Consider the following 24367-nt stretch of genomic DNA (forward strand, 5'->3'; position numbering starts at 1 on the left):
TATACAACCCCCACGCAGGGCCAGGGCCACTATAGAGGCAATCATTTGAAAGTCAATTTACGAACATATTGCGCCAATTATTACTTAGGTTTCAAACGTGCTCATAACTTACACTATTGAGCGCCGTTTAGGGCAGCGACATTAGTCTATTTGTATGGAATTGGTGCGTTGTCATGAGCAGCCTAACTGTCTATACTTCATGGCCGACCGCCTCAGGCTGTGTGCCTCTCCAGCGCGGTTGTCAATCCAGTAATGGATGTCTATTAAAGCAATTCCCAATAACTAGCCCGGCAACTTTGGGCTCTCAGTGTGAAAGAAGCCGTGAATAGTAAACGACCTGTAAATCTAGACCTCAGGACCATAAAACTCCCTATCACAGCTTACACCTCGATCCTTCACCGAATTTCCGGCGTTATCCTCTTCATCGGCCTTGCTGCGCTGCTTTATGGGCTCGACTTGTCGCTGAGTTCTGAGGATGGATTTGCTCGTGTGAAAGCGTTCCTGGCGTATCCGTTGGTCAAGCTCGTGATCTGGGCCGTGTTGTCCGCATTGCTGTACCACCTAGTAGCAGGCGTGCGCCATTTGATTATGGACATGGGTGCCGGTGAAACATTGCAAGGCGGCAAATTGGGCTCTCAGATCGTATTGATTGTATCTGCGGTGCTGATCGTTCTGGTGGGGGTCTGGATATGGTAACTAGCGTCACTAACTTCTCGCGCTCAGGTCTCTATGACTGGATGGCTCAGCGCGTATCCGCAGTAATTCTTGCGATTTATACGCTTTTCTTACTTGGATATGTCGTGCTTCACCCCGATATGTCGTTTGAGCAATGGCATGGGCTGTATAGCAACGGCTGGATGCGCATCTTCAGCTTGCTCGCCTTGGTTTCGGTTGGGGTTCATGCCTGGGTAGGCATGTGGACCATCTCTACCGATTATCTGACCCCTATGGCCTTGGGTAAGGGCGCCACGACAGTGCGTTTCCTGTTCCAGGCTGTGTGTGGTGTTGCCATGTTCGCCTTCTTTGTGTGGGGCGTACAGATTCTTTGGGGTGTGTGAGTCATGTCCAGTATTCGTACTCTTTCTTTTGACGCCATTATCGTAGGTGGCGGCGGCGCAGGCATGCGTGCAGCGCTGCAGTTGGCCCAGTCAGGTCACAAGACAGCTGTTGTTACTAAGGTTTTCCCTACTCGTTCCCATACCGTATCCGCTCAGGGCGGTATTACCTGTGCCATCGCATCGGCTGACCCGAATGACGATTGGCGCTGGCATATGTACGACACTGTAAAGGGGTCGGACTACATTGGCGACCAGGATGCCATCGAGTACATGTGCTCTGTGGGTCCCGAAGCGGTTTTCGAACTGGAACACATGGGCCTCCCGTTCTCCCGTACTGAAACAGGCCGTATCTATCAGCGCCCATTCGGTGGGCAGTCCAAGGACTATGGTAAGGGCGGCCAGGCGGCGCGTACGTGTGCTGCGGCTGACCGTACCGGTCATGCGCTGTTGCATACCCTTTATCAAAACAATCTGAAGAACAATACAGTCTTCTTGAATGAGTGGTATGCAGTCGATCTGGTAAAAAACCAGGATGGATCCATCGTTGGGATCATTGCAGTTTGCATCGAAACGGGTGAGACCGTTTACATTCGTTCGAAAGCCACTGTTCTGGCCACCGGCGGTGCTGGACGTATTTACGCTTCTACTACCAACGCGCTGATCAATACCGGCGATGGTATCGGTATGGCATTGCGTGCAGGTGTGCCTGTTCAAGACATTGAAATGTGGCAATTCCACCCAACCGGTATTGCCGGTGCGGGCGTCCTGGTAACCGAAGGTTGCCGTGGTGAGGGTGGTTACCTCATCAACAAGCATGGCGAGCGCTTCATGGAGCGTTATGCGCCTAATGCCAAAGACCTGGCTGGACGAGACGTTGTTGCTAGGTCCATGATCAAGGAGATCATTGCAGGCAATGGCTGTGGCCCAGACGCCGATCATGTATTGTTGAAGCTGGATCACCTGGGTGAAGAAGTGCTTCACGGCCGTTTGCCAGGCATTTGCGAGTTGTCCAAAACATTCGCGCATGTTGATCCGGTCAAGGCACCTATTCCTGTTATTCCGACCTGCCATTACATGATGGGTGGTATCGCTACCAATATTCATGGGCAAGCGATCACTCAGGATACCGACGGCAATGATAAGATCATTGAAGGGCTTTTCGCCGTGGGCGAGGTGGCCTGTGTGTCGGTTCATGGTGCAAACCGTCTGGGTGGCAACTCTCTGCTTGACCTTGTTGTCTTTGGTCGCGCAGCGGGTCTGCATTTGGAAAAAGCATTGAAGGAAGGTGTTGAGCATCGCGACGCCAGCGCCAGTGATATCGAGCACTCCCTGGCTCGCATTTCTGGTGTCAACGAACGCAGCACTGGAGAAGACGTAGCGCCTCTGCGCAAAGAGCTTCAGAGCTGCATGCAGAACTACTTCGGTGTATTCCGTACGGGCGAGTACATGCAGAAGGGTATCGCACAGCTTTCCGAGCTGCGCGAGCGAATCGCCAACGTGAAGATTGCAGACAAGAGCCAGGCATTCAACACGGCCCGTATCGAGGCACTCGAGCTACAGAACCTTTTGGAAGTTGCTGAAGCCACTGCTATTGCAGCGGAAACCCGCAAGGAAAGTCGTGGAGCGCATGCTCGCGAAGATTTTGAAGAGCGGGACGACGAGAACTGGCTCTGCCATACCTTGTACTTCCCAGAAGACAAGCGTGTTACCAAGCGCGCTGTCAATTTCTCTCCGAAGACAGTTCCTACGTTCGAACCTAAAGTTCGTACATACTGAGGTTTGCCGTTATGTTGCAAGTCAGTGTTTACCGCTACAACCCTGAAAAGGATGAACTTCCTTTCATGCAGGAATTTCAGATCGAGACCGGTGGTAAGGATCTGATGGTTCTTGACATCCTGGCCTTGATCAAAGAACAGGATGTTACGTTCTCTTACCGTCGCTCTTGCCGCGAGGGTGTTTGCGGCTCCGATGGTATGAACATCAATGGCCAGAATGGCTTGGCATGTATTACACCGCTTTCAAGCGTTGTAAAAGGTAACAAGCTGGTTGTTCGTCCTTTACCGGGTCTGCCTGTCATCCGTGACCTCGTGGTCGATATGAGCATCTTCTATAAGCAGTACGAGAAGGTGCAGCCCTATCTGCAAAACGAGACGCCTGCGCCAGCTATCGAGCGGCTGCAAACACCTGAAGAGCGCGAAAAGCTTGATGGCTTGTACGAGTGCATCCTGTGCGCCTGCTGCTCTACGTCTTGCCCGTCGTTCTGGTGGAACCCTGACAAGTTCCTGGGCCCTGCTGCGCTGCTGCAAGCCTATCGTTTCCTGGCTGACAGCCGTGATACGCATACTCAGGAGCGTCTTGCTGCCATGGACGATCCCTTCAGTGTCTTCCGTTGCCGTTCGATCATGAACTGCGTGACGGTATGTCCGAAGGGGTTGAACCCAACGAAAGCAATTGGTCATGTGCGTAGCATGCTGCTTCAGAGCGGTACTTAATTAGCGATTTGCACCGACAAAGGAACAGAATCCTTTGTCGGTGCTCTAAAGCGACCTGCAAGGCGTAGGCTCTGCCGGTTGATTGAATACATATTAGGGGCAACCGGGCTGGTGCCCGGACATCAATGAATGCTGTATAGCTTTCTGGCGCGCAGTATGACTCGATGGTGTTGTCCCTGACCGAGGGGTGACTTAAATGCACGAAAGCGTTATGCAGCGGATGTGGGAAAGCGCTCACCTATCAGGTGGGAATGCCTCCTATGTCGAAGAGCTCTATGAGCTCTATCTGCACGATCCCAATGCCGTTCCTGAGGAATGGCGCTCTTATTTCCAGAAGCTTCCTGCAGATGGAAATTTCTCCCCTGACGTATCGCACTCAGCGATCCGTGATCACTTCGTTCTCCTGGCAAAAAATCAACGCCGTGCCCAGCCTGTCTCAGCAGGTACAGTTAGCAGTGAGCATGAGAAGAAGCAGGTCGAAGTTCTGCGCCTTATTCAGGCTTATCGTATGCGCGGCCATCAGGCTGCGAGTCTGGATCCGCTGGGGTTGTGGCAGCGTCAAGCGCCTGCCGACCTGTCACTCAATCACTATGGATTGACTGACGCAGATCTCGATACGACCTTCCGCACCGGCGAGTTGTACTTCGGCAAAGAAGAGGCAACTCTGCGGGAAATACGGGATGCTCTGCAAGAGACATATTGCCGCACTGTCGGTGCGGAGTTCATGCATATTGTCGATTCCGAGGAGCGCCGCTGGTTCCTGCAGCGTCTGGAAAGTGTCCGTGGGCGTCCTCAGTATTCCGCCGAAGCCAAGACACATCTGCTCGAACGCCTAACGGCCGCAGAGGGTTTGGAAAAGTATCTGGGTACCAAGTATCCAGGCACCAAGCGCTTTGGCCTGGAGGGTGGAGAAAGCCTCATTCCGCTGATCGACGAAATCATCCAGCGCTCCGGCTCCTATGGCGCCCAAGAGATCGTAATCGGTATGGCCCACCGTGGCCGCTTGAACGTACTGGTTAACACGCTAGGCAAGAATCCTCGCGATCTTTTCGATGAGTTCGAAGGCAAGAAAATCGTTGAGCTGGGCTCCGGTGATGTGAAGTACCACCAGGGTTTCTCTTCCAACGTAATGACTGAAGGTGGAGAAGTTCACCTGGCGCTCGCCTTTAACCCGTCACACTTGGAAATCGTTTCTCCAGTGGTGGAAGGATCGGTACGCGCACGTCAGGATCGTCGTAGCGACAAATCCGGCGACAAGGTCGTTCCGATTTCCATTCATGGTGATGCGGCCTTTGCAGGGCAGGGTGTAGTGATGGAAACCCTGCAGATGTCCCAGACCCGGGCTTACAAAACCGGTGGCACGCTGCATATCATAATCAACAACCAGGTCGGCTTTACCACAAACCGCCAGGAAGATGCCCGTTCCACCGAGTATGCAACTGATGTTGCCAAAATGGTGCAGGCGCCTATCTTCCACGTGAATGGTGATGATCCGGAAGCGGTTCTCTTCGTGACACAGCTGGCGGTCGACTACCGCATGCATTTCAAGCGTGACGTAGTCATTGACCTCGTTTGCTATCGTCGTCGTGGCCATAACGAAGCTGACGAACCCAGTGGTACTCAGCCGCTGATGTATCAGCAAATCACCAAGCAGCGCACCACACGTGACCTTTATGCGGATGCATTGGTACAGGCCGGTGTGATGAGCGCCGAGCAGGTACAGGCTCAGTTCGAAAACTATCGTAGTGCCTTGGATGAAGGTCGCCATGTGGTGGCGAGCCTGGTCAAGGAGCCGAACAAAGGCCTGTTCGTTGACTGGCGCCCCTACCTGGGACATGCCTGGACCGCACGTCACGACACTCGATTTGACCTGAAGACTTTGCAGGAACTATCCAACAAGTTGCTGCAGCTGCCGGAAGGCCTGGTTGTACAGCGTCAGGTTGGCAAAATCCTCGAAGATCGCCAGAAGATGAGTGCTGGTGGACTCCCGATCAACTGGGGCTACGCGGAAACCATGGCCTATGCCACGTTGCTGCATGAGGGCCATCCGGTTCGTATTACTGGTCAGGATGTTGGCCGTGGTACGTTCTCGCATCGCCATGCTGTGCTTCATAACCAGAAGGATGGTGTGCCTTATGTTCCGCTGCAACATCTGAGCGAAGATCAGCCAAGTTTCGAGATCTACGATTCCTTGCTGTCCGAGGAAGCTGTACTGGCGTTTGAGTACGGCTATGCCACGACGACACCAAATGCTCTTGTGATCTGGGAAGCGCAGTTTGGTGATTTCGCCAACGGCGCGCAGGTTGTCATCGATCAGTTTATTACCAGTGGCGAAATCAAGTGGGGCCGCTTGTGTGGCCTGACCATGCTGCTGCCTCATGGTTATGAAGGACAGGGCCCCGAGCATTCCTCTGCTCGTCTGGAGCGCTACCTGCAACTGTGTGCCGAGCAGAACATCCAGGTATGCGTACCGACCACGCCCGCTCAGATCTACCATCTGTTGCGTCGCCAGGTTATTCGTCCGCTGCGTAAGCCACTTGTGGTTCTAACACCCAAGTCGCTTCTGCGTCACAAGCTTGCCATTTCCACACTGGAAGATTTGGCTGAAGGCTCGTTCCAGACTGTTATACCGGAAATCGATGCGATCGATCCGCAAAAGGTAACCCGTCTGGTCATGTGTAGCGGCAAGGTCTATTACGACCTGCTTGAGAAGCGCCGTACCGAAGGTCGTGAAGATACAGCGATCGTACGCATCGAACAGCTTTATCCGTTCCCTGAGGATGACCTGACAGAAGTCATGTCTGCCTACAGCAATCTGACGGATATTGTTTGGTGTCAGGAAGAGCCTATGAACCAGGGTGCCTGGTATTGCAGTCAGCATCATATGCGTCGCGTCATTTCAGCGCTCAAGCCTGAGATTGGCCTTAAGTACGCAGGACGTGATGCCTCCGCTGCGCCGGCAGTTGGTTACGCTTCGATGCATGCCGAGCAGCAGGAAAAACTGCTGAACGATGCTTTTAATGGTTAACGCGCGCGCATAAAACGAATTAAGGAATCCAATAGAATGGCTATCGAGATCAAAGCCCCAACATTTCCAGAGTCGGTTGCAGATGGCACCGTCGCTACTTGGCACAAGAAGCCTGGTGAAGCCGTAAAGCGGGACGAACTGCTGGTCGATATCGAAACTGACAAGGTTGTCCTGGAAGTTGTGGCTCCCGCTGACGGTGTGTTGGCCGAAGTCTTGAAAAACGAAGGCGACACCGTGCTGAGCGAAGAAGTCATTGCACGCGTGGAGGAGGGTGCTGCAGCTGCTGCGCCAGCCGCTAGTGCTCCGGCCGTAGCGTCATCTGCTGCGCCTGCTGCTGCAGCTCAGGATGAAGAGGATCCGATTCTGGCGCCAGCCGCTCGTAAGCTGGCAGAAGAAAATGGTCTGGATCCAGCCAGCATCAAGGGCACCGGAAAAGGCGGTCGCGTAACCAAGGAAGACGTTGTAGCCGCTATCGAAGCCAAGAAAGCTGCGCCTTCCGCTCCGGCAGCCAAGCCGGCTGCAGCGGCTGCGCCGGCACAGACCTTTGCTGCAGGCGATCGCGTCGAGAAGCGTGTACCGATGACACGTCTGCGTGCCAAGGTCGCCGAGCGTCTGGTCGAGGCTCAGTCAAGCATGGCCATGTTGACTACATTCAATGAAGTCAACATGAAGCCGATCATGGAGCTACGCGCCAAGTACAAGGACATGTTTGAGAAGAAGCACAATGGCGTACGCCTTGGCTTCATGTCTTTCTTTGTTAAGGCGGCGACCGAGGCTCTCAAGCGTCAGCCAGGCGTCAACGCCTCTATCGATGGTAGCGACATCGTTTACCACGGTTATCAGGACATTGGTGTTGCAGTTTCCAGTGATCGTGGCCTGGTTGTTCCGGTGCTGCGCAATGCCGAGCTCATGAGCCTGGCTGAAGTCGAGGGTACCATTGCTGATTTCGGCAAGAAGGCGAAAGCCGGCAAGTTGACCATGGAAGACATGCAGGGCGGTACTTTTACCATCTCCAACGGTGGTGTTTTTGGCTCGTTGCTATCCACTCCGATCGTTAACCCGCCGCAGACTGCCATCCTTGGCATGCACAAGATCCAGGAACGGCCTATGGCAGTAAATGGTCAGGTTGTCATTCTGCCGATGATGTACCTTGCTCTGTCCTATGATCACCGTCTGATCGACGGTAAGGAAGCCGTAACCTTCCTGGTCACCATGAAGGATCTGCTGGAAGACCCGGCCCGTCTGCTGCTGGATATCTAATCTGGTCCATATATAGAGACGGCTTCGTAAGAAGCCGTCCGGTTTATCGAAATAGGATGAAACTTATGAGCGAAAAATTCGACGTAGTCGTGATCGGTGCCGGCCCTGGCGGCTATGTGGCTGCCATCCGTGCTGCGCAGCTCGGCCTGAAAACTGCCTGTATCGAGCGATACAAGGGTAAGGAAGGCAAGGTCTCCCTGGGTGGTACCTGCTTGAACGTAGGTTGCATTCCTTCCAAGGCGCTGCTGGATAGCTCTTACAAGTTTCATGAAGCGCATGAAGGCTTCAAGGTTCACGGCATCGATGCACCCAACGTGACTATCGATGTACCTGCCATGATCGGTCGTAAGGATCAGATCGTTAAGAACCTGACAGGTGGTATCGGCACGCTATTCAAGGCCAACGGTGTAACGCTGTTGGAAGGACATGGCAAGCTGCTAGCCAACAAGCAGGTTGAAGTGACAGGTCTGGACGGTCAGACTCAAGTTGTCGAAGCGACAAATGTCATCCTGGCTTCGGGCTCGCGTCCGATCGAAATTCCGCCGGCTCCGCTTGTTGAAGGCATTGTTGTTGACTCCACGGGTGCTCTTGACTTCACTGAAGTTCCGAAGCGTCTGGGCGTTATTGGTGCAGGCGTTATTGGTCTGGAACTGGGCTCGGTATGGGCTCGTCTGGGTGCCGAAGTAACTGTTCTGGAAGCGCTGGACAAATTCCTGCCGGCTGCCGATGAGCAGATTGCGAAGGAAGGCCTGAAGATTCTAACCAAGCAAGGTCTGAACGTTCGTCTGGGTACACGTGTAACCGGTTCGGAAGTCAACGGAAACGAAGTGACCGTGACCTTTACCGACTCTACCGGTGAGCAGAAGCAGACGTTCGACAAGCTGATCGTAGCCGTAGGCCGTCGTCCCGTGACGACCGATCTGCTGGCTTCTGATTGCGGCGTGGAGAGCGATGAGCGCGGATACATCTATGTTGATGACTATTGCGCTACCAGCGTACCCGGCGTTTACGCAATCGGTGACTGTGTACGCGGCCTGATGCTGGCTCACAAAGCTTCCGAAGAAGGTGTCATGGTGGCCGAGCGTATCGCAGGTCACAAGGCTCAGATGAACTATGATCTGATTCCTTCGGTTATCTATACCCATCCGGAAATGGCATGGGTCGGCAAAACCGAGCAGGCTTTGAAGGCTGAAGGCGTTGAAGTGAATGTCGGCACCTTCCCGTTTGCTGCAAGTGGCCGAGCCATGGCGGCCAACGATACGGCTGGCCTGGTCAAGGTAATTGCCGACGCCAAGACCGATCGCGTTCTAGGTGTTCATATTATTGGCCCAAGTGCAGCGGATCTGGTTCAGCAAGGCGCCATCGCCATGGAATTCGGCACCAGTGCCGAAGACCTGGGCATGATGGTGTTCTCGCACCCAACACTGTCTGAAGCGCTGCATGAAGCGGCCCTGGCGGTGAATGGCCATGCCATTCATATTGCCAACCGCAAGAAGCGTTAAGACGGTAGACCAACGGTGAGCAGCCCGCCGCTACTCCAGGGGAGGGCCGCAGGAACGCTCACCGGACTGCCAGAGGGCAGTTACAGGTGGCGCGGCGCCAATGAGCGCAGCGCCGAAAATGCGCAATACCTAACGAAGACGGTAGATAAGCATGAATCTCCACGAGTATCAGGGTAAGCAGCTGTTCGCTGAGTACGGCCTGCCTGTATCCAAGGGCTTCGCTGTAGACACCCCGGAAGAAGCGGCGGAAGCCTGCGACAAAATCGGCGGCAGCGAGTGGGTCGTTAAAGCACAAGTTCATGCGGGTGGCCGTGGTAAAGCCGGCGGTGTGAAGCTGGTCAAGAGCCGTGAAGACGCCAAGGCGTTTGCTCAAAACTGGCTAGGCAAAAATCTGGTGACCTACCAGACTGATGCTAATGGTCAGCCGGTTAGCAAGATCCTGGTTGAGTCCTGCACGGACATCGACAAGGAACTGTACCTCGGTGCGGTCGTTGACCGTTCCAGCCGCCGTATCGTTTTCATGGCCTCCACCGAAGGTGGCGTGGACATCGAAAAAGTTGCGCACGACACGCCTGAGAAAATTCTGAAGGCAACCGTTGATCCTCTGGTAGGTGCTCAGCCTTATCAAGGCCGTGAGCTGGCTTTTCAGCTAGGCCTGACCGGTAACCAGATCAAGCAGTTCACCCAAATTTTTGTTGGTCTGGCTAAGTTGTTCCAGGACTATGACCTGGCGCTGCTGGAAGTGAACCCGCTGGTCATCAAGAAAGATGGCGACCTTCACTGCCTGGATGCCAAGATCAATATCGACAGCAACGCCATGTATCGTCAGCCCAAGCTGCGTGCAATGCATGATCCATCCCAGGATGATGCTCGTGAAGCCCATGCGCAGAAGTGGGAACTGAACTACGTTGCACTTGAAGGCAACATTGGCTGCATGGTCAATGGTGCAGGTCTGGCCATGGGTACCATGGACATCGTTAACCTGCATGGCGGCAAGCCGGCCAACTTCCTGGACGTAGGCGGTGGCGCGACCAAAGAGCGCGTAACCGAAGCGTTCAAGATCATTCTGTCCGACAGCAATGTTAAAGCCGTACTGGTTAATATCTTCGGCGGTATCGTTCGTTGCGACATGATTGCTGAAGGCATCATCGGCGCAGTGAAAGAAGTCGGCGTGAAGGTTCCCGTCGTTGTGCGCCTGGAAGGCAACAACGCTGAGTTGGGTGCCAAGGTCCTGGCCGAAAGCGGTCTGAACATCATCGCGGCAACTAGCCTGACCGACGCTGCCCAGCAGGTCGTCAAGGCCGCGGAGGGTAAGTAATGAGCGTCCTGATTAATAAAGACACCAAAGTTATCTGCCAGGGCTTTACCGGTAGCCAAGGTACTTTCCACTCCGAGCAAGCTATCGCCTACGGCACCAAGATGGTTGGCGGTGTAACGCCAGGCAAGGGTGGTACTACTCACCTGGGTCTGCCCGTATTCAATACGGTTAAGGAAGCAGTAGAAGCGACCGGCGCCGAGGCTTCGGTCATCTATGTTCCGGCTCCTTTCTGTAAGGACTCCATTCTTGAAGCCGCGTTTGGTGGTATCAAGCTGATCGTTTGCATCACCGAAGGCATTCCTACGCTGGATATGCTGGATGCCAAGGTCAAGTGCGATGAGTTGGGCGTACGCCTGATTGGTCCAAACTGCCCAGGCGTAATCACACCCGGCGAATGCAAGATCGGCATCATGCCTGGTCACATTCATTTGCCAGGTAAGGTCGGCATTGTTTCCCGTTCCGGTACGCTGACGTACGAAGCGGTCAAGCAAACCACTGACGCAGGTTTCGGCCAATCCACATGTGTGGGTATCGGCGGTGACCCGATTCCGGGTTCCAACTTCATCGATATTCTGAAGCTGTTCCAGGAAGATCCCCAGACCGAAGCGATCGTCATGATCGGTGAGATCGGTGGTTCTGCCGAAGAAGAGGCTGCAGCCTTCATCAAGGCCAATGTGACCAAGCCTGTTGTGTCCTACATTGCCGGTGTTACTGCACCTCCTGGCAAGCGTATGGGTCATGCGGGCGCAATCATCTCTGGCGGCAAAGGTACTGCTGACGAGAAGTTCGCTGCGCTGCAAGACGCAGGCGTCAAGACCGTACGTTCCCTGGCTGATATCGGCAAGGCCCTGGCCGAGCTGACTGGTTGGGAAGTCAAGAAGGCGTAAGCCTTACCTTGATGCAAAGGCCACCTTTAAGGTGGCCTTTGTTTTTATAGGGCTGATAAATTTTTAGTTCTGTAAATCGCTGATCGATCGACAATACTGCTACAGAGGGCCTGATTTCGGCCCGTTTAGTCGGGGTGTAAGACGTTTTTGCTGCCTTTGTCTGCAGATTTCGTTAGGATGTGCACCCTTCACAGCCACCGTCTCCAAAAGAGTAGGGTAGCCATTAGTGGTCCGCTTTAGCCAAGCGGGCGTCGTTCCTAATAAGCAACGGGAACCCTTCGCGATCAATCTGTCTGAATCCGGTATTCCCTTAAATGAAATCTCTGAAAGGCCAGGATATCCTGGCGCTTGGCTTTATGACCTTCGCTCTCTTTGTAGGCGCGGGTAACATCATTTTCCCTCCGATTGTAGGCTTGCAAGCCGGTCCACACGTTTGGGCTGCGGCTATTGGCTTCCTTATTACAGCGGTAGGCTTGCCTGTACTAACAGTGGTTGCCTTAGCTCGTGTAGGCGGCGCCATGAACGCGCTGAGCTCACCAATCGGACGGGTAGCCGGTGGCCTGTTGGCAGCGGTCTGCTATTTATCAGTCGGTCCGCTGTTTGCCACCCCACGTACTGCAACTGTGTCATTCGAGGTTGGGCTTGCGCCCCTTACAGGTGGTGGGGCGCTACCGCTGTTTCTCTACAGCCTTGTCTATTTCTGTGTTGTATTGCTGGTATCGCTTTATCCAGGTCGGTTGTTGGATACGGTGGGCCGTTTCCTGGCGCCGTTGAAAATCCTGGCGCTTGCCATTCTGGGGGCGGCGGCATTCCTATGGCCTGCCGGCGGGACGGGCGAGTCCGTTAAAGCTTATCAGGCACAGGCGTTTTCCCAAGGTTTCATTAATGGTTATCTGACCATGGATACGTTGGGTGCTCTGGTGTTTGGCATCGTCATTGTAAATGCGATCAAGGCGCGTGGCATAGAATCAGCAACACTGATTACGCGCTACGCTGTTATTGCCGGACTGATTGCAGGTGTTGGGTTGGCTCTGGTTTACATCAGCCTGTTCCAGCTGGGCTCTACTAGCCATTCATTGGTGCCAGCGGCCACTAATGGGGCAGAGGTGCTTCATGCCTATGTACAGCATACGTTTGGTGAACCTGGCAGTATTTTCCTTGCCTGTCTGATTTCGCTTGCCTGTCTGGTCACTGCGGTTGGATTGACCTGCGCCTGTGCAGAATACTTTAGTGAAGCCCTGCATCTGCCTTACAAAGTTCTGGTTGTTGCACTGGCACTTTTTTCTCTACTCGTTTCGAATCTGGGTTTGACTCATCTGATTCAAATATCCGTACCCGTGCTGACGGCCATTTATCCGCCGTGCATTGTCTTGGTTGTGCTTAGCTTCTGCTCCAGACTGTGGCATTCATCCTCACGCGTTGTAGCCCCTGTCATGCTGGTTGCGTTTCTGTTCGGCGTTGTAGATGGCATAAAGGCGGCAGGTTTTGATGCCAGCTGGATTACCTGGCTGGAGGCCAAGCTTCCGCTGGTAGATCAAGGGCTGGCGTGGCTCATTCCATCGGTTGTAGTGGGTGTATTGGCTACGCTCTGGGATAGACAGCAAGGCCAGCCACAGGCCGTGCGAGCTTCATAAGAGCTTTTTCCCGGTAATAAAAAAGCCCGCTACTGCGGGCTTTTTTATTACAAGCTTACTGCTGCTTGGTGTTCGGATCACCGCCTTGCAGAGGCTGATCCGGATTTCCCTGAGGAGAAGTATTGGTGCCGGTATCCTGAGCTTCTTTAGCTTGCTCTTGGGCGGCTTCAGTACGCTCTTGAGCAGCCTGATTGCTTTCCTTGGCTGCTTCATTCATGTGTTCTTGAGCTTTCTGCTCGGATTGCTGTGCGTCTTGTGCCTTTTCTTCGGAAGGCTTGTCACAGGCAGCTAAGCCAAGGGCTGCAGCAAGCAGCAGGGCGTAAGCGAAAGGTTTTTGCATGGTCTTCTCCTTGTTTAATTCACGGCAGCACTTCGAGCATACGTATACAGCGAAGTTCCGCGTAGACCTTCTTAGCGTCTATGGCGGTATGCGAGCCTAACAGGTACGGCTGCCAGACCTATTGGCAGCAATCATGGCCAGGTAGTTCCTGACATTTGATTAAATGGCCCGGATATGAGACCTGCAATCCGTTTTGGGTTGAAAAATAAGGACTTGCCCCCATTTTGCGTCCATCACCGCTATCGCGGCTCAACCGTCATCTGTGGAGTTCGTAACCATGAGTGTGGAGACTCAGAAAGAAACATTAGGTTTTCAGACTGAAGTGAAGCAGCTGCTTCATCTCATGATTCATTCTCTGTATTCCAACAAGGAAATTTTTCTTCGGGAGTTGGTTTCCAACGCCTCCGATGCGGCGGACAAGCTCCGCTTTGAGGCCCTGGCCAAGCCGGAGCTGCTTGAGGGCGGCGACGCGCTCAAGATCCGTATCAGCTACGACAAGGATGCACGCACTGTCACGATAGAGGACAACGGCATCGGCATGAGCCGTGAGGATGTCGTTACGCATCTGGGAACTATTGCCAAATCAGGCACCGCTGATTTCCTTAAGAACCTGTCGGGCGACCAGCGCAAGGACTCCCACTTGATCGGCCAGTTTGGGGTCGGTTTTTATAGTGCCTTTATCGTAGCGGACAAAGTGGATGTCTTTACACGCCGTGCTGGACAGCCTGCTGCGAAAGGGGTCCACTGGAGTTCGAAAGGCGAAGGCGAATTCGATGTTGAAACCATCGAAAAACCTGAGCGTGGTACTCGCATCGTTCTGCATCTGAAAACAGGCGAAGAAGAGTTCGCTGACGGCTGGCGTCTGCGTAATATCATCAAGAAGTATTCTGATCACATTGCACTGCCGATCGAGTTGCCAAAAGAGCATCACGGAGAGGACGCACCCTCAGAGCAGGAGTGGGAAACGGTCAATCGGGCCAGCGCGTTGTGGACACGGCCGCGTACTGAAGTCAAGGATGAGGAATACCAGGAGTTTTACAAGCACGTCTCCCATGATTTCGAGAACCCTCTGACCTGGAGTCACAATAAGGTAGAGGGCAAACTTGAATACACCTCGCTGCTTTATGTACCTGCACGCGCGCCCTTTGATCTGTACCAGCGTGAAGCGCCGCGTGGATTGAAGCTTTATGTGCAGCGTGTATTTATTATGGATCAGGCTGACGAGTTCCTGCCCCTTTACCTGCGCTTCATCAAGGGTGTGGTGGATTCCAACGATCTCTCGCTTAACGTCTCTCGTGAGATTCTTCAGAAGGATCCGGTCATCGACTCCATGAAGTCGGCGTTGACCAAGCGGGTCCTGGATATGTTGGAAAAGCTGGCCAAAAACGAGCCGGAGCAATACAAGCAGTTCTGGAGTGCTTTTGGACAGGTACTGAAAGAAGGGCCGGCGGAGGACTTTGCCAACCGTGAGAAGATTGCCGGCTTGCTGCGTTTTGCATCGACTCATGGAGATGCGGGTGAACAGGACGTTGCGCTCGCTGACTACATTGCTCGCATGAAGGAAGGACAAGACAAGATCTACTACCTGACAGGCGAAAGCTACAATCAGGTGAAGAGCAGTCCACACTTGGAAGTTTTCCGTAAGAAGGGTATCGAAGTCCTTCTGCTAACGGATCGCATCGATGAGTGGCTGATGAGCTACCTGACTGAGTTCGATGGTAAGGCATTCGTTGACGTCGCTCGTGGCGATCTGGACTTGGGTAAGCTTGATTCCGAAGAGGACAAGAAGGCTCAGGAAGAAATAGCCAAGGCCAAAGAAGATCTTGTTGGTCGCATCAAGAAGGCACTGGATAACGAGGTCAGCGAAGTGCGGGTGTCTCATCGCCTGACAGACTCACCGGCTATTCTGGCAATCGGCGAACAGGACCTGGGTCTGCAGATGCGTCGCATCCTTGAGGCGAGCGGCCAGAAGGCCCCTGAATCCAAGCCGATTTTTGAAATCAATCCACAGCATCCTTTGATTGAAAAGCTGGACATGGAGCAGGATGAAGACCGCTTCGTAGATTTAGCTCATGTCTTGTTCGATCAGGCAGCTCTCGCTGCAGGTGATAGTCTCAAGGATCCGGCTGCGTACGTGCGCCGTCTCAATAAGCTTCTGGTAGAACTTTCTGCCTGATGCGCTGATAAAGCCCGCTTCTGGCGGGCTTTCTTTTAACACCCAACGACGAAGAGGTAACCCATGGCCGAAATGACGGTTAAGGCAATCCAGTATGAGATCGATGGACAGCCGTTCGAAGGGCAGCTGGTCTACGATGCTGATCAGCCCCAGACGCGGCCAGCAGTTCTGCTTTCGCCTAACTGGATGGGCGTATCGCAAGGTGCTATTGATTTAGCCAAGCGCCTTGCCAGCGAAGATGGGCTGGTTTATTTCATCGTGGATTTTTATGGTCAGAAGGTGCGTCCTGCTAATGCAGATGAGGCGCTGGCAGCCATGATGCCGATTCGTAATGATAGGGCTTTACTACGCAAGCGCCTGCAATCTGCTTATCAGGCGCTTGTTGCTCAAGCAGGCACTGTTGCAATAGACACGAAACAAATTGCTGCCATTGGCTTTTGCTTTGGTGGCTGTGCTGCGCTTGAGTTGGCGCGTGAAGGTGCAGAATTGGCTGCTGTTGTCACTTTCCATGCCAATCTGGATACGCCAAATCCTGAAGATGCCCGTAATATCAAAGCACCCGTTCTAGTGCTGCACGGGGCTGCTGATCCGTTAGTGCCTAGCGAACAGATTTCTGCTTTCGAGGCAGAAATGACCGCAGCCAATGTCGATTGGCAAGTTATCAGTTACGGTAACGCTGTCCATTCCTTTACTGATCCGGAAGCCAATAATCCAGGCAAGCAGCAATACAATCCGGTTGTTGCCAAACGCGCCTTTCTGGCTATGCATAATCTGTTTGATGAGGTCATGTCGCGCTAGTATGCGAAGACCCGCAGCAGTGCCTGGTCTAAGAAAAGCCCGCCAATAGGCGGGCTTTTTATGACCTGTAAGATTTAGTCGTCGTCATGCATATTGGATTGTAGGTAGTTCTCAATCCCTACCTTGTCGATCAGCCCCAACTGAGTTTCGAGCCAATCGATATGCTCCTCTTCAGACTCTAGGATGTCTTTGAGCATGTCGCGACTTACATAGTCTCGAACACTTTCACAGTACACAATTGCATCTCGTAGGTCGGCAACCGCTGCGATTTCCAGGCGAAGGTCACACTCAAGCATTTCCTTGGTATTTTCACCAATCATCAACTTGCCAAGATCCTGAAGGTTTGGAAGGCCTTCAAGAAACAGGATTCGCTCAATCAGACGATCCGCATGCTTCATCTCGTCGATTGACTCATGGTATTCATGGTGGCCAAGTTTTTTCAGGCCCCAGTCGTTATACATACGCGAATGGAGGAAGTACTGATTGATGGCAACAAGCTCGTTTCCAAGTATCTTGTTGAGATGCTGAATGACTTTAATGTCGCCTTTCATGACGGCTCCGCCCAAGGATTATGTAATACAAGTCTGGGCGTGAAGCGAGAGCTTGTCAAACGTAAGTTATTGAATTGATTATGAAAAACATCTGTGAATAACACGCTTTCGCAACTGATTCATAACCTACTGATTTTAGACATAAAAAAACGGGCCAAATGCCCGGTCCTTAAAAATCTGTTTATCAGGCTTGGGATAATCCGACCGGGTAGGCCAGACTTTGAGCCGCCTGAAGCTCGCCAAGGGTTTCTCTGACAACCGTTTTAGCCAGGCAGGCACATTTACCGCATTGAGTACCTACTCCTGTACATTCCCTTACTTCCCGATAGCTGCAGCATCCTTCGTAGATAGCTTCACGGATTTGCTTATCGGTGACACCTCGGCACAAACATACGTACATGGCGATTCGTCTATGGCTGAAAAGAGATATCGGCAGACTAATCGTAGTGAGAATGATTGTCAAAGCGTTATAGGAGGGAATGTTATTAACCTGCCGAGCGGCACGATGGCCGCTCGGCAAAAGGTTTATTCAGGGTCCATCCAGCCGCCCAGCTCACGCCAGCGATTGACGATACCGCAGAACAGATCGGCCGTTTTTTCCGTGTCATAACGGGCAGAGTGCGCTTCCCTATTATCAAACTCGATTCCAGCGCTTTGGCAGGCTTTGGCTAGTACCGTTTGCCCATAAGCCAGTCCGGCTAATGTAGCCGTGTCAAAGCTTGAGAAGGGGTGAAAGGGGTTTCGTTTGATACCACAGCGCAAGACCGCAGCGTTGAGAAACGCAAGATCAAAGCTACTGTTATGACCTACCAAAATGGCTCGCTTGCAACCGTTGGCTTTCAAAGATTTCCGCACCCCACGGAAGATCTCCGTAAGGGCATGTTCTTCCTTGACGGCCATCCTCAGCGGGTGGTCAAGCTTGATGCCAGTAAACTCGAGCGCGGCAGGTTCTACATTGGCCCCTTCGAATGGCTCGACCCGAAAGAAATGGGTGTGCTCAGGGAAGAGAAAACCTTTCTCATCCATCCCAATGACAGTAGCGGCTATTTCCAATAGCGCATCGGTGGCCGCATTGAAGCCACCGGTTTCTACGTCCACGACTACAGGTAGATAGCCACGAAAGCGTCGGGCCATTGGAATACGCGAGTCGGACATTGGCGCGGTGTTTTCCATTTCTTCCGCGAACAGTTCTTCATCATCACTCATGCAGAGGTCTCCAGACGCCAACGCAACGTTTCTCCGGCACGCAGCGGCACAACTTCAAAATCGCCAAAAGGCAGGGAGCTAGGTGCTTTCCACTCTTCACGCACCAGCGTTACGGTATCGGTATTATGCGGAAGGCCATAAAAGTCGGCGCCAAACAGGCTGGCGAAGCCCTCTAATTTATCCAGCGCGTCACGGCTTTCGAAGGCTTCGGCATACAGCTCAAGTGCTGCATAGGCGGTATAGCAGCCAGCGCAGCCGCATGCAGACTCCTTGGCGTGTTTGGGGTGTGGTGCTGAGTCCGTACCCAGAAAGAACTTTGGACTTCCGCTGACAGCGGCATCCAGTAGCGCTTCCTGATGCGTGTTGCGTTTGAGGATAGGTAGACAAAAAAAGTGCGGGCGGATGCCGCCAACCAGCATGTGATTACGATTATAGAGCAGATGATGAGCGGTGATGGTGGCGGCTACGTTTGCCGACGCATCACGTACAAATTTTGCTGCATCGCCTGTCGTGATGTGTTCAAGCACGACCCGAAGCGCGGGGAAGCGTCTAACGATGACGCTAAGCTGCTCGTCGATAAAGCGCTTTTCACGGTCGAAAATGTCGACTTCTGAGCGTGTAACTTCGCCATGTACCAGCAGCGGCAGTCCTACCTCGGCCATCGTTTCCAATACCGGAAAGATATTGTCCAGCGAGGTGACCCCTGAGTCGGAATTTGTTGTGGCGCCAGCAGGGTAGAGCTTGACGGCATGTACGAAGCCGCTCGCCTTGGCAGCACGGATTTCGTCTGGTGTGGTGCGGTCAGTCAGGTACAGTACCATCAGCGGTTCGAAGCGGTTGGCGGCGGGGCGGGCAGCCAGAATACGTTCGCGATAAGCCGCGGCTTGTTCCGCATTGCGTACAGGTGGTACCAGGTTGGGCATGATGATGGCACGGGCAAAGGTGCGAGCAACATCGGCTACGGTTTGGCTCAAGGCCGCACCATCACGGAGGTGTATATGCCAGTCATCGGGACGGCGAAGCGTTATCCGGTCGGACATGCTGATTTCCAGGCGAACAAATGTGGAGAGAATGCTACCGGAAAAGGCGGACTCGGGCACGCCGCCCAGCCTAGAAGTATTTCAGAATAGCTGATCCATTGGGTGAAACAGGCAGAGTTGTTCTAAAGCAATGCCGCCTGCGTAGCGTTGGCGTACTATCCAGGTGCTGATTGTATTCAAGTTTTCTGGGTAATGAACCGATATCACAAGGGTAAGATTCTTCTATTGGATTCGGAGCCTCCCCGTGCGCCTTCGTTACTTGACCCTTCTACCGCTCCTGGCCAGCCTGCCGGCAATGGGCATCACATTCCAGGACCGCATTGAAAAAGCGGGATGGAAAGTGGAGGGCGATCAGTTTGAATGCCGGCTTTCTCAGGATGTTCCCCGCTTTGGTACGGGTGAGTTTGTTCGTCGTGCCGGAGAGCAACCTACCTTCAGGCTCAAAACATCTGAAAACTGGCTTTCCCAAGGCTCTGCGACGCTGCTGGCTGCCGCTACGCCATGGCAGCCGGGACGAGGTGATGAGTCGCTGGGTTCAATCAGAATTCAAAGTGGCAATACTCCGCTCAATACGAGCGAGAGTCAGGGGCGGCGCCTGCTGACCGGATTGATGGAAGGTCGCAGTCCATTGATCAAATCGCGTAGCCGTAATGGCGACCCGCTTGAGGTTCGTATTTTACCCGCGAGGTTTGAGTCGGCGTATCAGGATTTCCAGCTGTGTGCTGCCAAGCTTCTGCCAGTCAACTTTGATCAAATTCGTCACTCCCTGGTTGGCTTTCCCAAGGGGGGAAGTGATCTGGATGAAGTGGCACGTAACAAGCTGGACATCATTCTTCAGTATCTCAAAGCCGATCCCACTGTAAATCATGTAGTGATTTCTGGCTTTACCGATAATTCCGGTAATCGACTCGATAACCGCCAGGAATCGCGGCTGCGTGCAATGGCTGTCATGCAGTACCTGAAAGCCAGCGGCGTTCCTGAGGAGCAAATGGAAATTCGCTTTTTTGGAGAGCAGTATCCTTTGGTTGCCAATAACAGCAAGGCAAATCGAGCCAAGAACAGAAGGGTGTCGATGGTGTTTACCCGTGAGCCTGTAGCCTCTGACTCCAAGCCAGAGTCTTCTACGGCAGCGCCAGCCGACGCGCCGGCGGCCGTTCCAGCTACAGCTTCGCAAGGTGGTAAGCCAAGCAGTTAATAGCGTACCGGGTGTCGCCTAGGCAACTTCTTGTGTCGCGCCTCTATAAATAGCTCCGCTTGGCAAGTAGAATCATCTTCTTTCTAAGCAATGCGTGGGAGCGAGTGGCATGACGGACGTCAAGAAGGTAGTCCTGGCGTATTCGGGCGGCCTGGATACTTCGGTGATCCTCAAGTGGCTGCAGGATACCTATAACTGTGAAGTCGTAACATTTACAGCGGACCTTGGCCAAGGGGAAGAAGTGGAGCCCGCTCGCGCTAAAGCCAAGGCTTTAGGCGTCAAGGAAATCTTCATCGAAGACCTGCGTGAAGAATTCGTTCGTGATTTCGTTTATCCGATGTTCCGGGCGAATACGGTATACGAAGGCGAATACCTGCTAGGTACTTCCATTGCTCGTCCGCTTATCGCCAAGCGATTAATCGAAATTGCCAACGAAACGGGCGCTGATGCCATCTCCCACGGTGCAACCGGCAAGGGCAATGATCAGGTACGCTTCGAACTGGGAGCCTATGCGCTCAAGCCTGGCGTAAAGGTTATTGCACCCTGGCGTGAGTGGGATTTGTTGTCCCGCGAAAAGCTCATGGATTATGCAGAAAAGCACAATATCCCGATCGAGCGTCACGGCAAGAAAAAATCGCCTTATTCCATGGATGCTAACCTCCTACACATCTCTTATGAAGGTGGTGTGCTGGAAGACACATGGACTGAGCATGAGGAGGACATGTGGCGCTGGACCAAGTCGCCAGAGGCTGCTCCGGATCAGCCGACGTATATCGAATTGACTTACCGTGCTGGTGATATCGTGGCTATCGATGGCAAGGACATGACGCCTGCCCATGTGCTGGCTGAGCTCAATCGCATCGGTGGCGAAAACGGTATTGGCCGTCTGGATATCGTTGAGAACCGTTACGTGGGAATGAAGTCGCGTGGCTGCTATGAAACGCCTGGCGGCACCATTATGCTCAAGGCCCACCGAGCTATCGAGTCCATTACCCTGGATCGTGAAGTCGCCCACCTCAAGGATGAGCTCATGCCTCGCTATGCGAGCCTGATCTATACCGGCTATTGGTGGAGTCCCGAACGCCTGATGCTGCAGCAGATGATCGATGCTTCCCAGTCCAACGTAAACGGGGTCGTACGTCTGAAGTTGTATAAAGGCAACGTAATTGTCGTTGGTCGTAAATCTGACGATTCCCTGTTCGATGCGAATATCGCTACGTTTGAAGAAGACGGTGGTGCTTACAACCAGGCTGATGCAGCAGGTTTCATCAAGCTCAATGCATTGCGTATGCGTATCGCCGCTAATAGCGGGCGCAAATTGTTTTGAGTGATCTTGCCCCGGATCAATACCTGGGCAGCCGTTCCGTCTGGAGGGGCTCTCGCTCTTAAGCGCTAATAAAAAAAGCCCGGTTGGGCTTTTTTTATTTACAGATCGAAATCGTATTCCGAGATCTGACGCTTCAAGCGACGCTCTTCAAGCATATTGTCTATCAAGCGGCGCTTGGTAAGGTTGGTTTTGCTGACAGGGACATCAGCAGCTTCAACGTCACCCTCGGTTTCTACGAAGTCATCATCAAGTTCGATATCACTTTTCTCGCTCGCCATGAGAAAACTCCTAGCATGAGGTGGTCAAGGAGCGGATGCAGTTTGAGAGGACTACACAGCCCTTTTGGCGCACCTTATAGCGACAAAGTGATGAGTCGTAAAAAAGATTTTTTTAATCGATCAGCTTGAAAGTTACGGTACTTATCAATTATCCGATGTCTTGGCTTTGTATTCGCACAGGTCCTCAATGCGACAGCTCCCACAGCGGGGTTTTCGCGCCTGACACACGTAGCGCCCATGCAGAATCAACCAGTGGTGTGCATCCAGCAGATATTCCTTCGGAACCACCTTGAGAAGCTTTTGCTCCACCTCAACTACATTTTTTCCTGGAGCAAGATTGGTCCGGTTGCTGACACGAAAAATATGCGTATCAACGGCCATTGCAAACTGCCGAAACGCTGTATTTAAAATGACATTTGCAGTTTTACGACCTACGCCAGGAAGGGCTTCCAGTGCCTCACGTGTCTGTGGGACTTCACCGTTGTGCTGCTCGATCAAAATACGGCAGGTCTCGATAACGTTCTTGGCTTTTGTGTTATAGAAATTGATCGTATTGATGTATGCAGAAAGCCCATCCACACCAAGGGCATACAGGGTTTCCGGAGTGTTGGCCACTGGGAACAACTTTGCGGTTGCCTTATTGACCCCTTTATCGGTGGCTTGTGCCGATAGCATTACGGCAATCAGTAATTCGAAAGGCGTCGTGTAGGACAGCTCGGTCTTGGGATCAGGGTTGTCCTCGTGGAGACGACGAAAGATTTCCAGGCGCTTGGCGGCATTCATGGGAATAGTGGCTCGGCTTTCACGGTATAAGGGCTAACGCATCATTACGATGCCAAATGCTCTGACAGTTTATTTTCCAGCTCGGTCAATCGGCCACGTACTTCCAACAAGACATTCTCGGAAGTGTCCCTGTCGCGTTCAAGGCGTTTTACTTCTGCCTTGGCATAAGCGATCTGCGTCTTAAGGGTCCGCGTTAGAGGGTCGACAGGGCTTTTCTGTATCCGAGTATGCTCCGGCAGAGGTCTGTCTGAAGCCTTTTCAGCCATGTCCAAAGCGTTCTCAGCCTGATGAAGCATTTGGCGCAGTTGCGAAAGCTCCTCTTGAGGCGCACCGTTACGCTCTGCCGAGCGAAACGCGGCACGGGCACTTACTAGACCCAACTTTGCCTGTTTCAATGCGTCCGGCGTCTTGGACGGCGTCTGATCTTCAAGATTTGCCAGGGCTTGTGCAGCAGCGGCAGCTGAACCGTGAAGCATGCTCAGCTGCTCTTGCTGTTCCGGGGTTGGCTGTTGCCCGAATGCTTTCTCAGCTTTACTGAGTTGCGCTCGTGCCATGGCGGCATTGATTTTGGCTCGCTTTATTTCAGCAGAAACATCGGTCGGTTGGGCTTGGCTTGAAGGGCGGCTACCACTCAGCGCTTCATCCAGCGCTTTCTGAGCGGCTTCAGCGGCCTGCTTGAGCCATTTAACCTGATCTTCCAATTGTTGTGTGGCACGCTGAGCCAGCTGCTTTTCAGCCTTCTTGAGCGCCATTTGGGCTGTAGAGGCATTGATCTTGAGTTTTTTAAGTATTACGTCCGCATCAGTGGATGGATCTTTCTGAGCTTTGATGCGCGATATTGCTGCCTGGACAGGATCGACTGACGTGGCAGTTTTAACCGCCTCTGTTGACAATTGAGAGCGTGCCAGACGTGCATCTCGCTCGGCCTGTTTACGCTGCTCTTCACGCGCCAGACGTGCGTTGTGTGCGTCATAGCGTAAGCGGTAATGAGCCGCTTGCTGCCGTTGCTGTTCGTGAGAAGGTTGTACAGGTAGCGGGTTCAGGTCGATGCAGTCGACAGGGCAAGGCGCAATGCACAGTTCACATCCGGTACATTCAGCCGCCATGACCGTGTGCATCAGCTTTGCTGCGCCTACGATGGCATCTACCGGGCAAGCCTTTAAGCATTTGGTACAGCCAATGCACTCTGCCTCACGAATGAACGCTACCTGAGCAGGTGTGGGCGGGTAGGGTGAGTCCAGAGGCGTGGCCTCGACGCCCAGTAGCACGGCCAGATCATGAATGGTTTCATCCCCACCGGGAGGGCATTTGTTAATGGCTTCGCCCGCCGCAATGGAAGTGGCATAAGGGAGACAGCCAGGATGGCCACATTTACCGCACTGGGTTTGAGGTAGAAGCGCGTCGATTGCATGTATCAGGCTCATGCACATACATCCAGTGACGTGCGCATGGCGCCAAAAACAAATTCAAGCATGGTCAGCAGATAAAGCGGAT

The 24367-nt window shown here is 53.1% G+C and carries 22 protein-coding genes; 14 read left to right on the plus strand and 8 right to left on the minus strand.

Going from position 1 to position 24367, the window contains the following annotated elements; translation table 11 throughout:
• The first annotated feature begins 309 nt into the window (after positions 1-309).
• The 10 genes from sdhC (at position 310) to brnQ (ending at position 13179) form a co-directional block, all read left to right on the plus strand.
• On the plus strand, positions 310-696 hold the full coding sequence (gene sdhC, locus GM154_RS20425) for a succinate dehydrogenase, cytochrome b556 subunit (protein WP_010797801.1): 387 nt from the start codon (positions 310-312) through the stop codon (positions 694-696).
• A complete protein-coding gene (gene sdhD / locus GM154_RS20430) occupies positions 690-1058 on the plus strand; it encodes a succinate dehydrogenase, hydrophobic membrane anchor protein (RefSeq protein WP_010797802.1) in 369 nt (122 codons plus the stop codon). Before sdhC ends, sdhD begins: the two co-directional genes overlap by 7 nt.
• A 3-nt stretch (positions 1059-1061) precedes the next feature.
• A complete protein-coding gene (sdhA, locus tag GM154_RS20435; protein WP_074827374.1) occupies positions 1062-2834 on the plus strand; it encodes a succinate dehydrogenase flavoprotein subunit in 1773 nt (590 codons plus the stop codon).
• Positions 2835-2845: 11 nt separating this feature from the next.
• Positions 2846-3550, plus strand: a complete 705-nt coding sequence (locus GM154_RS20440) for a succinate dehydrogenase iron-sulfur subunit (RefSeq protein WP_010797804.1) — start codon at positions 2846-2848, stop codon at positions 3548-3550.
• 196 nt (positions 3551-3746) lie between these two features.
• On the plus strand, positions 3747-6578 hold the full coding sequence (locus GM154_RS20445) for a 2-oxoglutarate dehydrogenase E1 component (protein WP_026003888.1): 2832 nt from the start codon (positions 3747-3749) through the stop codon (positions 6576-6578).
• A gap of 36 nt (positions 6579-6614) precedes the next feature.
• Positions 6615-7838 (plus strand): 2-oxoglutarate dehydrogenase complex dihydrolipoyllysine-residue succinyltransferase, encoded by a 1224-nt coding sequence (odhB, locus tag GM154_RS20450; protein ID WP_074827373.1) that lies wholly within the window; start codon positions 6615-6617, stop codon positions 7836-7838.
• Between the two features lie 65 nt (positions 7839-7903).
• A complete protein-coding gene (gene lpdA, locus GM154_RS20455; RefSeq protein WP_010797807.1) occupies positions 7904-9340 on the plus strand; it encodes a dihydrolipoyl dehydrogenase in 1437 nt (478 codons plus the stop codon).
• A 151-nt stretch (positions 9341-9491) separates the two neighbouring features.
• The gene (gene sucC, locus GM154_RS20460; protein ID WP_019365384.1) at positions 9492-10658 is read left to right on the plus strand and encodes an ADP-forming succinate--CoA ligase subunit beta; all 1167 of its coding nucleotides are present in this window, start codon (positions 9492-9494) and stop codon (positions 10656-10658) included.
• Positions 10658-11545, plus strand: coding sequence for a succinate--CoA ligase subunit alpha (sucD, locus tag GM154_RS20465; protein WP_003087428.1), 888 nt, complete (start codon positions 10658-10660; stop codon positions 11543-11545). Before sucC ends, sucD begins: the two co-directional genes overlap by 1 nt.
• 314 nt (positions 11546-11859) lie before the next feature.
• Complete coding sequence (gene brnQ / locus GM154_RS20470) at positions 11860-13179, plus strand: branched-chain amino acid transport system II carrier protein (protein WP_219653200.1); 1320 nt, start codon at positions 11860-11862, stop codon at positions 13177-13179.
• Positions 13180-13234: 55 nt separating this feature from the next.
• Here brnQ and GM154_RS20475 read toward each other — a convergent pair whose 3' ends face one another.
• Entirely contained in the window at positions 13235-13519 is a 285-nt protein-coding gene (locus tag GM154_RS20475; RefSeq protein ID WP_010797811.1) for a hypothetical protein, read from the minus strand.
• 277 nt (positions 13520-13796) lie between these two features.
• Between GM154_RS20475 and htpG the strand changes: the two genes are divergently transcribed.
• Positions 13797-15695, plus strand: a complete 1899-nt coding sequence (gene htpG, locus GM154_RS20480; RefSeq protein ID WP_219653201.1) for a molecular chaperone HtpG — start codon at positions 13797-13799, stop codon at positions 15693-15695.
• A 63-nt stretch (positions 15696-15758) separates the two neighbouring features.
• The gene (locus GM154_RS20485; RefSeq protein WP_150347691.1) at positions 15759-16493 is read left to right on the plus strand and encodes a dienelactone hydrolase family protein; all 735 of its coding nucleotides are present in this window, start codon (positions 15759-15761) and stop codon (positions 16491-16493) included.
• Between the two features lie 74 nt (positions 16494-16567).
• Here the strand turns inward: GM154_RS20485 and bfr are convergent, their stop codons facing one another.
• From bfr to pyrC, 4 genes are all read right to left on the minus strand, one after another.
• On the minus strand, positions 16568-17044 hold the full coding sequence (gene bfr, locus GM154_RS20490; protein ID WP_019365389.1) for a bacterioferritin: 477 nt from the start codon (positions 17042-17044) through the stop codon (positions 16568-16570).
• 184 nt (positions 17045-17228) lie between these two features.
• Positions 17229-17444 carry a bacterioferritin-associated ferredoxin gene (locus GM154_RS20495; protein ID WP_073450677.1) on the minus strand — a complete coding sequence of 72 codons (216 nt, stop codon included), beginning with the start codon at positions 17442-17444 and terminating at the stop codon, positions 17229-17231.
• A 125-nt stretch (positions 17445-17569) separates the two neighbouring features.
• On the minus strand, positions 17570-18217 hold the full coding sequence (rnt, locus tag GM154_RS20500) for a ribonuclease T (RefSeq protein WP_374940332.1): 648 nt from the start codon (positions 18215-18217) through the stop codon (positions 17570-17572).
• A gap of 29 nt (positions 18218-18246) precedes the next feature.
• Positions 18247-19290, minus strand: coding sequence for a dihydroorotase (gene pyrC / locus GM154_RS20505; RefSeq protein ID WP_219653233.1), 1044 nt, complete (start codon positions 19288-19290; stop codon positions 18247-18249).
• 244 nt (positions 19291-19534) lie between these two features.
• Here pyrC and GM154_RS20510 point away from each other — a divergent pair, with 244 nt between their 5' ends.
• Both GM154_RS20510 and GM154_RS20515 read left to right on the plus strand, forming a co-directional pair.
• Complete coding sequence (locus tag GM154_RS20510) at positions 19535-20485, plus strand: OmpA family protein (protein ID WP_073450678.1); 951 nt, start codon at positions 19535-19537, stop codon at positions 20483-20485.
• A 109-nt stretch (positions 20486-20594) separates the two neighbouring features.
• Positions 20595-21812 carry an argininosuccinate synthase gene (locus GM154_RS20515; RefSeq protein ID WP_019365393.1) on the plus strand — a complete coding sequence of 406 codons (1218 nt, stop codon included), beginning with the start codon at positions 20595-20597 and terminating at the stop codon, positions 21810-21812.
• A 98-nt stretch (positions 21813-21910) separates the two neighbouring features.
• Here the strand turns inward: GM154_RS20515 and GM154_RS20520 are convergent, their stop codons facing one another.
• The 3 genes from GM154_RS20520 to GM154_RS20530 form a co-directional block, all read right to left on the minus strand.
• Positions 21911-22090 carry a PA3496 family putative envelope integrity protein gene (locus tag GM154_RS20520; protein ID WP_010797819.1) on the minus strand — a complete coding sequence of 60 codons (180 nt, stop codon included), beginning with the start codon at positions 22088-22090 and terminating at the stop codon, positions 21911-21913.
• Positions 22091-22234: 144 nt separating this feature from the next.
• Positions 22235-22873 carry an endonuclease III gene (nth, locus tag GM154_RS20525; RefSeq protein ID WP_074827356.1) on the minus strand — a complete coding sequence of 213 codons (639 nt, stop codon included), beginning with the start codon at positions 22871-22873 and terminating at the stop codon, positions 22235-22237.
• A 44-nt stretch (positions 22874-22917) separates the two neighbouring features.
• On the minus strand, positions 22918-24297 hold the full coding sequence (locus tag GM154_RS20530; protein WP_219653202.1) for an RnfABCDGE type electron transport complex subunit B: 1380 nt from the start codon (positions 24295-24297) through the stop codon (positions 22918-22920).
• Positions 24298-24367: the final 70 nt, after the last annotated feature.

The sequence above is a fragment of the Pseudomonas sp. MAG002Y genome, from assembly GCF_019400845.1.
GTDB classification, from domain to species: domain Bacteria; phylum Pseudomonadota; class Gammaproteobacteria; order Pseudomonadales; family Pseudomonadaceae; genus Chryseomonas; species Chryseomonas luteola.

What these genes read in the sequence shown, in the direction of transcription:
- GM154_RS20485 (WP_150347691.1), top strand. Translation starts at nt 15,759, where the DNA reads ATGGCCGAAATGACGGTTAAGGCAATCCAGTATGAGATCGATGGACAG.
- brnQ (WP_219653200.1), top strand. Translation starts at nt 11,860, where the DNA reads ATGAAATCTCTGAAAGGCCAGGATATCCTGGCGCTTGGCTTTATGACC.
- sucC (WP_019365384.1), top strand. Translation starts at nt 9,492, where the DNA reads ATGAATCTCCACGAGTATCAGGGTAAGCAGCTGTTCGCTGAGTACGGC.
- rnt (WP_374940332.1), bottom strand. Translation starts at nt 18,217, where the DNA reads ATGGAAAACACCGCGCCAATGTCCGACTCGCGTATTCCAATGGCCCGA.
- htpG (WP_219653201.1), top strand. Translation starts at nt 13,797, where the DNA reads ATGAGTGTGGAGACTCAGAAAGAAACATTAGGTTTTCAGACTGAAGTG.
- GM154_RS20520 (WP_010797819.1), bottom strand. Translation starts at nt 22,090, where the DNA reads ATGGCGAGCGAGAAAAGTGATATCGAACTTGATGATGACTTCGTAGAA.
- GM154_RS20515 (WP_019365393.1), top strand. Translation starts at nt 20,595, where the DNA reads ATGACGGACGTCAAGAAGGTAGTCCTGGCGTATTCGGGCGGCCTGGAT.
- lpdA (WP_010797807.1), top strand. Translation starts at nt 7,904, where the DNA reads ATGAGCGAAAAATTCGACGTAGTCGTGATCGGTGCCGGCCCTGGCGGC.
- sucD (WP_003087428.1), top strand. Translation starts at nt 10,658, where the DNA reads ATGAGCGTCCTGATTAATAAAGACACCAAAGTTATCTGCCAGGGCTTT.
- sdhA (WP_074827374.1), top strand. Translation starts at nt 1,062, where the DNA reads ATGTCCAGTATTCGTACTCTTTCTTTTGACGCCATTATCGTAGGTGGC.
- nth (WP_074827356.1), bottom strand. Translation starts at nt 22,873, where the DNA reads ATGAATGCCGCCAAGCGCCTGGAAATCTTTCGTCGTCTCCACGAGGAC.
- GM154_RS20530 (WP_219653202.1), bottom strand. Translation starts at nt 24,297, where the DNA reads ATGAGCCTGATACATGCAATCGACGCGCTTCTACCTCAAACCCAGTGC.
- GM154_RS20445 (WP_026003888.1), top strand. Translation starts at nt 3,747, where the DNA reads ATGCACGAAAGCGTTATGCAGCGGATGTGGGAAAGCGCTCACCTATCA.
- GM154_RS20495 (WP_073450677.1), bottom strand. Translation starts at nt 17,444, where the DNA reads ATGTACGTATGTTTGTGCCGAGGTGTCACCGATAAGCAAATCCGTGAA.
- pyrC (WP_219653233.1), bottom strand. Translation starts at nt 19,290, where the DNA reads ATGTCCGACCGGATAACGCTTCGCCGTCCCGATGACTGGCATATACAC.
- GM154_RS20440 (WP_010797804.1), top strand. Translation starts at nt 2,846, where the DNA reads ATGTTGCAAGTCAGTGTTTACCGCTACAACCCTGAAAAGGATGAACTT.
- odhB (WP_074827373.1), top strand. Translation starts at nt 6,615, where the DNA reads ATGGCTATCGAGATCAAAGCCCCAACATTTCCAGAGTCGGTTGCAGAT.
- GM154_RS20475 (WP_010797811.1), bottom strand. Translation starts at nt 13,519, where the DNA reads ATGCAAAAACCTTTCGCTTACGCCCTGCTGCTTGCTGCAGCCCTTGGC.
- bfr (WP_019365389.1), bottom strand. Translation starts at nt 17,044, where the DNA reads ATGAAAGGCGACATTAAAGTCATTCAGCATCTCAACAAGATACTTGGA.
- sdhD (WP_010797802.1), top strand. Translation starts at nt 690, where the DNA reads ATGGTAACTAGCGTCACTAACTTCTCGCGCTCAGGTCTCTATGACTGG.